The organism is Paucibacter sediminis (assembly GCF_030254645.1).
Lineage (GTDB): Bacteria > Pseudomonadota > Gammaproteobacteria > Burkholderiales > Burkholderiaceae_C > Paucibacter_B > Paucibacter_B sediminis.
In genome coordinates, this window is the sequence record NZ_CP116346.1 from 1,395,763 (window position 1) to 1,406,461 (window position 10,699).

Sequence of the window (10,699 nt, forward strand, 5' to 3'; positions counted from 1 at the left end):
CTTTTGGCATGGGAGCTATGCCGCGTGAATCGGGGGGCGGACCGAGGGAAATGCCGGTTGGATGCGGCGCGAGACTCGCATAGACTCGCGCCTGGAAAACCCCGATCACCATAAGTGGCCGGGGTTTCACTTTATCGACGCGTGACGAATGGAGACCGACAGCGATGGCGGCATACCTGATAAGACGCTTGTGGCAAATGATCCCGACCCTGCTCGGCGTCGTGCTGCTGGTGTTCTTCCTCTTCAAATATTTCGGCAGCGATCCTGCCGAGGTGCTGGGCGGCCTGAACGCCAGCCCCGAACAGATCGACGCCATCCGCGAGCAGCTGGGCCTCAACAAGCCGGTGCTCGAGCAGCTGTGGATCTTCATCAAGCAGATCGTCACCTTCAACTGGGGCAAGAGCTGGGCCACGCAGGAAGCCGTGTCCAACCTGTTCGCCAGCCGCCTGCCGGCCACGCTGACGGTGATGCTGCCCATCCTGGTGCTGGAAGTGCTGCTGGCGATCCCCTTCGCGCTGGCCGTGGCCTATGTGCGGGGCTCGCTGACCGATCGCGCGGTGATGATCCTCACCACCGTGGCGGTGTCGATCTCGCTGCTGGTGTACGTGATCGTGGGCCAGTATGTGTTCGCCTTCCGCCTGGGCTGGTTCCCGGTGCAGGGCTGGACCGACAGCTTCTGGACCAACCTCACCACCTACGCCCCCCTGCCGGTAGCGGTGGCGGTGGCGGTGGCGCTCTCGCCCTACACCCGCCTGTACCGCACCTTCTTCCTGGACGAGATCGGCCATGACTATGTGCGCACCGCGCGCGCCAAGGGCATGACCGAGCGCACCATCCTGCTCAAGCATGTGCTGCGCAACGCCATGATCCCCATCATGACGAACATCTCGGTGGCCCTGCCCGGCGTGTTCACCGGCTCCTTCCTGCTCGAGGTGTTCTTCTCGATCCCCGGCCTGGGCCGCGAGATCCTGCTGGCGGTGAACCGCAGCGACTACCCGGTGATCCAGGCCTTTGCGATCTATATCGCGGCGCTGACCATGGTGGTCAACCTGATCACCGACCTGCTCTACAAACTCGTTGACCCACGGGTGGTGCTGAAATGAGTGCCGTGTTGAATACCCCTGTCGCGGGCACTGGCTCGCAGCGTTCGCAAGGCGTGTGGGCCGCCTCCTGGCGCCGCCTGCGTACCAACAAGCTGGGCATGTTCTGCATGGCCATCGTGGCCTTCTTCCTGGTGCTGGTGGCGCTCTCGGGCAGCGGTCTGGTGGCCAAGGACTGGCAGAAGGAGGTGGGCGTGCCCAACGCCCAGCCCAACTTCATGGGCCCGGCCCCGGCCGAGGCCACCGGCGTGATCGCCCAGCCCAAGGGCCCCAACGTGGACCTCAGCGACATCGACCCGCTGGCGCCCAAGTACAAGGAATGGGACGAGCGCGCCAAGGCCTACAAGACCGAGGCCACGGTGAAGGCCGAGACCCTGCCCTTCGGCGCCGACCGCCTGGGCCGCGATGTGCTCAGCAAGGCCGTCAAGGGCGCCGAGGTCTCGATCTTGGTGGGCGTGCTGGCGGCCGTGGTGGCCACCCTGATCGGCACGGTGCTGGGCGCGGTGTCGGGCTTCTTCGGCGGCAAGGTGGGCGACTTCCTGGAGTGGGTCTACAACGTCTTCAACGCGATTCCCTACATCCTGCTGGTGTTCGCCTTCGCGGCCATCTTCGGCCGCGGCGTGCTCTCGGTGGTGCTGATCCTGGGCCTGACCGGCTGGACCGGCATCTACCGCCTGATCCGCGCCGAGTTCATGAAGCATTCGGTGCGCGAATACGTGCGCTCGGCCGAGGCGATCGGCGCGAGCCGCATGTCGCGCATGTTCAAGCACATCCTGCCGAATGTCTCGCATGTGGCCCTGGTGCAGCTCTCGCTGCATGTGGTGAGCTTCATCAAGAGCGAGGTGATCCTGTCCTATCTGGGTCTGGGCGTGGGCGTGGACCAGGTTTCCTGGGGCACCATGCTGAGCGAATCGCAGAGCGAGCTGATCCTGGGCTATTGGTGGCAACTGGTGGCGGTGACCGGCTTCATGGCCGTGTTCGTGACCGCCTTTGCCCTGTTCACGGATGCCTTGCGCGACGCGCTCGATCCGAAGCTGCGCGGCCTGGAGTGAGCGAAACAAAATGCTGCTGAGTATTCAAGACCTCAAAGTCGCCTTCCGCATGGGCAAGGTGCAGGGCCAGATGCAGCGTGCGCTGGCCGTCAAGGGCGTGAGCTTCGACATTCCCGAGAACTCGACGGTGGCCCTGGTGGGCGAGTCGGGCTCGGGCAAGAGCGTCACCGCCATGTCCATCCTCAACCTGCTGCCCGACAACGCCGAGCGCGAGGGCAAGATCCTGTTCCAGGGCAAGGACCTGCTCAAGACCTCGCTGCCCGAGCTGCAGGGCATACGCGGGCGCGAGATCGCCTGCGTGTTCCAGGATCCGATGACCTCGCTGAACCCGGTGTTCACCGTGGCCGACCAGATCATGGAGCCGCTGATGAAGCACATGGGCATGAGCCGCCGGCAGGCGCTCACGCGTGCCGAGGAGCTGCTCAACGAGGTGGGCATTCCCGAACCCAAGCGCCGCCTGAGCAGCTATCCGCACGAGATGTCGGGCGGCCAGCAGCAGCGCGTGATGATCGCGGTGGCGCTGGCCTGTTCACCCAAGCTCCTGATCGCCGACGAGCCGACCACCGCGCTGGACGTGACCATCCAGCGCCAGGTGATGGAACTGATGGCCAGGCTCAAGGACACGCACAAGATGAGCATGCTGTTCATCTCGCACGACCTGGGCGTGGTGGGCGAGATCTCCGACCAGGTGGTGGTGATGCGCCATGGCGAGATCCGCGAGAAGGCCCCGGTGGCCGAGATCTTCCATAACCCGCAGGATGCCTACACCAAGGCCCTGCTGGCCTGCCGCCCGTCTCTCACCGAGAACCCGGCGCGCCTGATGGTGATCGACGACCACATCGCCGGCCGCAGCGTGCACGAGGGCGCGGGCAAGGCCAAGGACCCGGACGCGCCGGTGATCCTGGAGGCGCGCGGCCTGAAGAAGAGCTTCTTCTTCAAGCAGGGCCTGTTCGGCAAGAAGGAGTTCCAGGCCGTCAAGGACGTGAACTTCAAGCTGCGCAAGGGCTACACCCTGGGCGTGGTGGGTGAGTCGGGTTCGGGCAAGACCACCATGGGCCTGACGCTGCTGCGCCTGCACGAGCCCAGCGGCGGCGAGGTGCTGTTCGAGGGCAAGGATCTGCTCAAGATGGGCCCGACCGACTGGCAGAAGATGCGCCGCCGCATCCAGGTGGTGTTCCAGAACCCGTATGCCTCGCTGAACCCGCGCTTCACCATCGGCCAGACCCTGGTCGAGCCGATGGAGATCCATGGCATCGGCGCCAGCCACCAGGAACGCCTGGCCACCGCCAGCGCCCTGCTGAAGAAGGTCGGCCTGGACGACAGCGCGCTCAACAAATACCCGCACGAGTTCTCCGGCGGCCAGCGCCAGCGCATCGCGATCGCGCGCTGCCTGACGCTCAACCCCGAGGTGCTGGTGCTGGACGAATCGGTGTCGGCCCTGGACGTGTCGGTGCAGGCCCAGGTGCTGAACCTCTTGAAGGACCTGCAGGACGAGTTCGGCCTGTCCTACATCTTCATCAGCCACGATCTGGCCGTGGTGAAGTTCATCTCCGACGAGGTGCTGGTGATGCAGAACGGCGATGTGGTCGAGCAGAGCGAGACCCAGAGCCTGCTGGCCGCACCCAAGCAGGAGTACACGCGCCGCCTGCTCGGTGCGGTGCCCAGGGGCTACCAGGGCGGGCACGCGGTAGCTGCCGCGGCCTGAGCAAGCAAGAGAAGCAGAAAGAAAAAGGCGGCCCTCACGGGCCGCCTTTGCATTTGGCAGGGCGCTTGCGCGCCTGCCTGCCTGCAGATTGGCTTACTTGCCGCAGCCCAGCGCGGCGATGCGGTCGTAGGCGGCCTTGGCACGCACCAGGCCGTAGCCGTACTTGACGTCGCGGCCGGCGGTGCCCAGGTCCTCGGCGCTGTTGTCCAGCGAGGTGCGCATCTGGGCGGCCGTGCAGTTCGGGAAGTAGCTCCACACCAGCGCCGCCACCGCCGACACATGGGGCGTGGCCATCGAGGTGCCGTCGTAGAAGGCGTAGTTGGTGGGCGTGACGCTCAGGTTGGCGGTCTGGCCCAGCTGCAGCTTCATGGCCGCGCCCTCGGTATCGGAGGCCGTCACCGAGGGGATGTTGGTGATGGTGGTGCCCAGGGTGCCGCCGAAGCCGCCGGCCACATTGTTGTAGACCACCGCGCCCACACCGCCGCTGCTCTGGCAGTTGCTGACCTTGGTGGCGAAGTCGATGGTGCCGCGCGCGATCAGGCAGACCTTGCCGGCCATCGCGGCATTGACCACGTCGCCCAGGCCGAAGTCGGCCAGCGGCGCGCTCGCCGAGGTCTTGGGCGAGCCGTCCATGCCGCCGGGGGCGTAGGTGCTGGCGCCCACGCTCAGGCTGGAGGCCGAGCCCGCGCCCATCGGCACGGTGGACAGCACGTTGACACCCGGGGCCGCGATCTCGACCTTGCTGTTGTACTGGGAGAAGCTGGCCCACTGCTTGTTCTCGTCAAGCGCCGCCACCGACATCACGCTGGCATAGCCGGCCGGGTAGGACTTGGCGGTGGTGCCATCGTTGCCGGCGGCAGCGATCGACAGCACGCCCTTGGATGCCAGCGTGCTGAAGGCCTTGTCCTCGGTCTTGTTCAGACGGCTGCCACCCAGCGACATGCTGATCACGTTCGCGCCCGCGGTGCCACACTTGTTGGCCGCCGAGGCCAGCGTGGACGAATAGGCCCAGCCGTCGGCGCCGAAGACCTTGACGATGTGCAGCTTGATGCGGCCGTTGGCATTCACGCCCACCACGCCCACGCCGCTGTTGTTGAGCGCCGAGATCGTGCCGGCCACATGAGTGCCGTGGTGGTTCTCGTCGGTGTACCAGTTGCCGGTGCCGCTGTCGTACTCGCCGGTGATGTTGGCGCTGGCGTCCAGGTCCTCATGGCCACGCGAATAGCCCGAGTCGATGATGCAGATCTTGCGGTTCGCCGCATAGGTGTCGGGCAGCTGATCGGCCTGCACCATCTTGATGCCGTAGGGCACCAGCTGGCCGGTGGCATAGGGGCTGCCGGTGGAGGGGCTGGTGCCGCCCAGCGGGTAGCGCTTCACGTCCTCTTCGATGTACTCGACATTGGGGTTGTGCTCGAGGCCCTTGATCGCCTGCGTCGGCACTTCGATCGAGATCGCGTCCATGCCATGGATCTCATGCTTGATCTGGCCACGCGCCGCGGCCACGGCCGCCTTGCCGGCCGCCACCGCGCCGGGCTTGAACATCACGATCACGCGGCTGGTGTCGGCGGGCGCGGCCTGAGCGGCGGCGGCGGCAAGCAGCAGGGCGGCGATGGCCAGCGGGGCCTGGGCGAAGCGGGGGGCGTGTTGCATACAGCGATTCCTGAGGAGAAGACGATGATTGGAGCGGGGGCTCCGGACTCGCAGGGTCCGGGCCATGAAGGGCTTCATGCTATGACCTGGGTCACGGCACTGACAAGCTCGACTACACCCTGTTTCACGGGGGGATGCGGGTAGACGCCAATAGGGTTGGCGCCCATGGCCCCGGCCACCTCAGGACGATTTGGAGGAGCCGCGCAGCATCACCAGCGCCGGCGGCAAGGCCAGCCAGAAACCCGAGGCCGGCATCAGGCAGATGCCCAGCAGGGCCGTGGCCAACAGCCCCCCACCCAGGCGCCGCAGCGTCGACGCATCACCGCTGCGCTCCAGCGGCGTGATGGCCAGGGCCAGCAGTGCCAGCGGCGCCCCGAACAGCAGGAACCACACGGCCGCGGCCGTGAGTGGGTCGCCGCCCACGCTGTTGAAAAGGCCGCGCTGCCACACGCCGGTGTAGACCTTGCCGAATGCCAGGGCCGCAAACACGGTGTGCAGGGCCGCCACGGCCATCAGCCAATGGCCGATCCAGCTACGCTTGTTCTTCAGGACTTCTTGCATACATCAGCTCCGGATTGAATGAATGGATTGCAGGTACGCACGCGCGCGCCCAGCTGCTTGAGCATTTGGTTCAGGCCCAGATAGGCGCGATCGACATAGGGCAGCTCGGCGGGCATGCCTTGCAGATGCGCCAAGGCCCGGCGGTGCTGCTCGCTCTGCATGCGTGGCATGGGGCGACGCTGGCCAAAATCGAACAGCTCGTGCCGGAAGGGCTCAAGCTGCCAGTCCAGCAGCTCGGCCAGGGCCGGGTAGAGCTCGGCATCGAAGGCCGCCTGGTCCAGGCCCGGCGCGATCAGACCCAGATCCAGATAGGCCCGGCGCAGCGCCGCGCGGTCGCCGCGCAGCCCGGCCGACCAGGCGCTCGCCAGCGTCTCGCAAAAGGCCGGCGCGAGCGTGCAGCCGAAGTCCAGCAGCCCCAGCCGCCCCTCGGTCATGAAGAGGTAGTTGCCGCTGTGCGGATCGGCGTGCAGACGGCGCAGCCGGAACATCATCGCTAGGAAGCTGTCGAAGATCAGCTGGCCGGCGTGATCGCGCTCGGCCTGCGTGGGGCCACGCGCCAGCCATGCCTGCAGATGCAGGCCGTCCAGCGCCTGCATGCACAGCAGCTGGGCCGTGCCCTGCTCCAGCAGCGGCTCGGGAATCACCAGGCCGGGCAGCTGCAACTCGGCGCGGAACCATGCCAGGGCCTGCGCCTCCTGCGCATAGTCCAGCTCGGCCATCAGGGTGGCCTCGATGTCGTCCAGCACGCGCGCCAGCAGCGCCTCGTCCGGCAGCGCCGCGCCGCCCCAGGCCAGGCCGCCCAGCAGGCTGCGCAGGAGCCGCATATCGCTCTTCACCGTCGCGGCAATGCCGGGGTACTGCAGCTTCAGGGCCACGGCACGGCCATCGTGCAGGCGCGCGCGATGCACCTGGCCGAGGCTGGCGGCCGCGAAGGCCTGCGGCTCGAAGTCGGCGAAGCGCTGCTCCCAGTCGGGCCCCAGCGCCAGGCGCATGCGCTTGGCCACCAGGGCCTGGTTCATCGGCGTGGCCTGGTAGCAGGCGCGCGCCAGCTGGGCGCGCAAGGCCTCGGGCAAGAGGCTGGCCTCGCTGCTGAGCAGCTGCGCCGCCTTCAGCGCCACGCCCTTGAGCTGGTTGAGCGCGGCAAACAGGATGCGGCCCAGCTCGGCCTCGCGCGCGCTGGCGCGTTCGCGGCGATCGGGCTCGGTGAGGGTCAGGTCTTGCGCCTTGTGGGCCAGGCGCGCCACGCCCACGCGTGCCAGCGCGCCGCCGGCGATCGCGCCGCGCGCCAGCCGGCCGCGGCGCGGCGGCCGCTCCTCAGCGCCGCTGGGCACGCATCACCTGCTTGAGCATCAGCGGCACGATCAGGCTGTGCGCCGGCCCCACCACCCACATATAGATGCGCCCCAGGCGGTTGTGCTCGTGCACCACGGTGCTGAGCGCCAGGCGCGTGCTGCCGTCGGGCTGGCGCTGGCGCAGCAGCGAGAGGCGCACATGCAGGTGCTTGTCGTTGTCGCCCACCACCACCTCGTCGGCATGCAGCTGCTCGAGCGTGAAGATGCCGACGCGCTCGCCAATGCGGTAGGCCGCGGCCGGCTTGCCGCCATCCTGGGGCGACAGGCTGCCCAGATGCTTGAGCCCCACCAGGCGCACCACGCGGTTGCGCATCGCCATCAAGGCACTCATCCAGCCGGGTGTGAGCGCCGCGAGTTCCAGATAGCTCTGGAACACGCCGCGCGCCGGTTGCGGGTCGGGCAGCAGATAGCAGTCGGCAAAGTCGGCGTCGTGCAGGCTGGCCGCCAGCACGCTGGCCGCCGGCACCGGGATCTTTTGCAAGCTCGTCATGACCGCGGCTCCGTCTGCGCGCCCAGGCCGCTCCGGGCCAGCTTGAGCAGCTCCAGCAGCCCGCCGGCATTGCCCTGCAGCAGGCGCGCCAGCTGGTTGCGCAGGACAAAGCCGAGCAGCTCGCTGGCCTTGTTGATGAGCCCGCTCTGCAGCGTCAGCACCAACAGGGCGAGACTCAGGTCGGTGAGCTGGGTGGTGTCGGAGAACTCCTCGCTCTCGTCCTGCAGCCAGTAGACGACGAGGCCGAACACATAGTCGGCGAACAGGCCGGCCAGCAGGCCCTTGAAATCGCAGGCGGCGATCTCGCCGGCGGCCTCGGCCTGGGTCAGGAACTCGCCCACCGTGGCCTTCAGCAGCGGCTTGCCGGGCAGGGCGTCGCCCATCAGCAGCAGCGGCGACTGGCGCGCCAGCTGCCGGGTCAGGGCCACGAACTCGCGGTCCGGCAGCAGCCGCTCCAGCACCGCATCCACCAGACGCTGCAGGCGCTCCTGCAGGCGGTAGCCGGCCAGGCCCTTGGTCTTGAGCGTCTGCGCCACCGCCTCGGCCACCGCCAGCTCGTAATAGCCCAGCACCAGCTTCTCCTTGCTGGGGAAGTATTTGTAGATGGTGGCGTCGCCCAGGCCGGCGGCGCGCGCGATCTGCTTCATGCTGGTGGCCTCATAGCCCTGGCGGCTCATCAGCTCCACCGCGGCGGCCAGGATCAGGCGCTGGTTCTTGTCCTGCTGCGACTTGGATATCTTCATTTGCTATCCATTAATTTGAATATTTATCAATTGAATGAATAGTACGTATACAAAACGAGCGCCGCAAGCGGGATCGGCTTGAATTTGTTCGCACGGTCGTGCTAAATTACGACTCATCATGGAAGCCAAGACCGAACGCAGCGAGCTGACCCAGAGTGCCATCGTCGACATGGCGCTGGAGATGGCCGCGCTGGACGGCCTCGACAGCCTCAGCATCGGCGAGGTGGCGAAGCGCCTGAACCTCTCCAAGAGCGGGGTGTTCTCGCGCATCGGCTCGCGCGAGGGCTTGCAGAAGGCGGTGCTGGACGAGTTCGACCGGCGCTTCCAGCAGGACATCCTGCTGCCCGCGCTGCGCGAGCCGCGCGGCCTGCCGCGCCTGGACGCCATCATGCGCGCCTGGCTGGCGCGCGCCACCCGCACCGGCTCACGCGGCGCCTGCCTCTATGTGGCCGGTGCCTTCGAGTTCGACGACCGCGACGGCCCCTTGCGCGAGCTGCTGCTGACCGGCGTGAGCCGCTGGCGCCAGGCGCTGCGGCGCAGCGTGCTGCAGGCCCAGGAGGCCGGCCATCTGCGTGCCGATGCCGATCTGGAACAGCTGGTGTTCGAGCTCGACGGACTGTTCACCGCCCTGGTGCGCGAGGCCCGCTTCCTGCGCAACCCCGAGGCCGAGTCGCGCGGCTGGGCCAGCTACCAGCGCCTCATCCAGCACTACAAGGCCTGAGACCATGCGATCCGCTACGCATTTTTCCTTTCCCGCATTTCGCACGGTCGTGCGCAATGTTTTCACCACGCCAAGGAGCCTGCCATGCTGAGCCTGCTCGCGATCCTGTTCTTCATCGTCATGGCGCTGTGGCGCCTGCTGCGCGCCTGGCGCCAGCTGTGGCGCGGCATCCCGCGCAGCAATCGCGATTTCTCGCCCTTCTTTCCCGGCTGAGGCGGGCCCATGAACACGCGCGTCAAATCCAATCCCGCCAGCCTGTTCTATGCCGGGGGCCTGAGCCTGCGCCTGCTGCGCGCGGGCCTGGGCCTGCTGCAGGGGCCGGCGCCCGGGCTCAGCGCACGCCTGGCCTTCGGCCTGTTCAGCACGCCGCTGCCGCTCAAATGGGGGCAGCGCAAGCCCCTGCCCGCGCCCTGGGTGGCCCAGCCCTGGGAGTTGATGGGCCAGCGCCTGTGCGCCTGGCGCCATGCCGAGGCCGCCGCCGCGCCGGCCAGGCCGCGCGTGCTGCTGGTGCATGGCTGGGGCGGTGGCGCCGGCCAGATGCGTGCGCTGGCCGAGCAGCTCTGGCTGGGCGGCATGGACCCGATCCTGCTTGACATGCCCGCGCATGGCTACAGCGCCGGCTGGCGCACCCATATGCCGCAGTTTCTGCAGACCCTGCATGCCGCGGCGCAGCATTTCGGCCCCCTGCAGGGCGCGGTGGCGCATTCGATCGGCGCGCTGGCGCTGAGTCATGCCGCGGCGCGCGGCCTGCCGGTGCAGCGCCTGGCCCTGATCGCCTGCTCGGCCCCGCCGCGCCAGGTGCTCGGCTGGTTCGGCCATGCCTTCGGCCTGCGCGAGACGGTGCTGCAGCGCCTGCGGGCCCGCCTGGTGCAGCTGGGCGGCACCGGCCTGGAGACCTTCGAACCCGCCTGGCTGGGTGCCCACCTGCGCCAGCCCACCCTGCTGGTACACGATCGCGACGATCGTGCCGCCCCGCTCAAGCAGGCCCTGGCCCTGCATAAGGCGCTGCCAATCGCACAGCTGCAGCTCACCGATGGCCTAGGGCACCGGCGCATCCTGCAGGACGCCGCCGTGGCCCGGGCCGTGCTCCGCCACCTGCAGCCCGCCATCTGACGACAAATTGCACAGATTGCGCCGGCCAAGTGTCGGGCTATGCTGAACTTCCCTAGGCGCCGCGCGCGGCCGCTTCACTACACTGCGCCCGGCATGCAGAGGAGAGCGCGCGGTGGATCTGGGCAAAAAGAGCGTGTTTGCGGTCCCGTCATGGCGCCCGCAAACATGCTCTATTGCACGGTCCGGGGCTGCGACCAGGGCCGCGGCATTCA

The 10,699-nt window shown here is 67.8% G+C and carries 11 protein-coding genes; 6 read left to right on the forward strand and 5 right to left on the reverse strand.

Going from position 1 to position 10,699, the window contains the following annotated elements; genetic code table 11:
* The first annotated feature begins 164 nt into the window (after positions 1 to 164).
* The 3 genes from PFX98_RS06310 to PFX98_RS06320 are packed head-to-tail and all read left to right on the forward strand — an operon-like array spanning position 165 to position 3,857.
* Complete coding sequence (locus PFX98_RS06310) at positions 165 to 1,103, forward strand: ABC transporter permease (RefSeq protein ID WP_285234330.1); 939 nt, start codon at positions 165 to 167, stop codon at positions 1,101 to 1,103.
* An 8-nt stretch (positions 1,104 to 1,111) separates the two neighbouring features.
* The gene (locus tag PFX98_RS06315; RefSeq protein ID WP_425334672.1) at positions 1,112 to 2,152 is read left to right on the forward strand and encodes an ABC transporter permease; all 1,041 of its coding nucleotides are present in this window, start codon (positions 1,112 to 1,114) and stop codon (positions 2,150 to 2,152) included.
* A gap of 10 nt (positions 2,153 to 2,162) precedes the next feature.
* The gene (locus tag PFX98_RS06320; protein ID WP_285234332.1) at positions 2,163 to 3,857 is read left to right on the forward strand and encodes an ABC transporter ATP-binding protein; all 1,695 of its coding nucleotides are present in this window, start codon (positions 2,163 to 2,165) and stop codon (positions 3,855 to 3,857) included.
* A gap of 93 nt (positions 3,858 to 3,950) precedes the next feature.
* Here the strand turns inward: PFX98_RS06320 and PFX98_RS06325 are convergent, their stop codons facing one another.
* The 5 genes from PFX98_RS06325 to PFX98_RS06345 all read right to left on the reverse strand — a co-directional run bounded on the left by PFX98_RS06325 (position 3,951) and on the right by PFX98_RS06345 (position 8,653).
* Complete coding sequence (locus PFX98_RS06325; protein WP_285234333.1) at positions 3,951 to 5,507, reverse strand: S8 family serine peptidase; 1,557 nt, start codon at positions 5,505 to 5,507, stop codon at positions 3,951 to 3,953.
* Between the two features lie 180 nt (positions 5,508 to 5,687).
* Positions 5,688 to 6,068, reverse strand: coding sequence for a DUF6463 family protein (locus PFX98_RS06330; RefSeq protein WP_285234334.1), 381 nt, complete (start codon positions 6,066 to 6,068; stop codon positions 5,688 to 5,690).
* On the reverse strand, positions 6,053 to 7,399 hold the full coding sequence (locus PFX98_RS06335) for an ABC1 kinase family protein (RefSeq protein WP_285234335.1): 1,347 nt from the start codon (positions 7,397 to 7,399) through the stop codon (positions 6,053 to 6,055). The genes PFX98_RS06330 and PFX98_RS06335 overlap by 16 nt, the downstream gene beginning before the upstream one ends.
* Positions 7,383 to 7,910, reverse strand: coding sequence for a DUF2867 domain-containing protein (locus PFX98_RS06340; protein ID WP_285234336.1), 528 nt, complete (start codon positions 7,908 to 7,910; stop codon positions 7,383 to 7,385). The genes PFX98_RS06335 and PFX98_RS06340 overlap by 17 nt, the downstream gene beginning before the upstream one ends.
* Positions 7,907 to 8,653, reverse strand: a complete 747-nt coding sequence (locus PFX98_RS06345) for a TetR/AcrR family transcriptional regulator (protein WP_285234337.1) — start codon at positions 8,651 to 8,653, stop codon at positions 7,907 to 7,909. The genes PFX98_RS06340 and PFX98_RS06345 overlap by 4 nt, the downstream gene beginning before the upstream one ends.
* A 118-nt stretch (positions 8,654 to 8,771) precedes the next feature.
* On the opposite strand from PFX98_RS06345, the gene PFX98_RS06350 reads away from it, so the two are divergent.
* The 3 genes from PFX98_RS06350 (at position 8,772) to PFX98_RS06360 (ending at position 10,487) form a co-directional block, all read left to right on the forward strand.
* A complete protein-coding gene (locus tag PFX98_RS06350) occupies positions 8,772 to 9,374 on the forward strand; it encodes a TetR/AcrR family transcriptional regulator (RefSeq protein ID WP_285234338.1) in 603 nt (200 codons plus the stop codon).
* An 84-nt stretch (positions 9,375 to 9,458) separates the two neighbouring features.
* Positions 9,459 to 9,587, forward strand: a complete 129-nt coding sequence (locus tag PFX98_RS06355; protein WP_285234339.1) for a hypothetical protein — start codon at positions 9,459 to 9,461, stop codon at positions 9,585 to 9,587.
* Positions 9,588 to 9,596: 9 nt separating this feature from the next.
* Positions 9,597 to 10,487 (forward strand): alpha/beta fold hydrolase, encoded by an 891-nt coding sequence (locus PFX98_RS06360; RefSeq protein WP_285234340.1) that lies wholly within the window; start codon positions 9,597 to 9,599, stop codon positions 10,485 to 10,487.
* Positions 10,488 to 10,699: the final 212 nt, after the last annotated feature.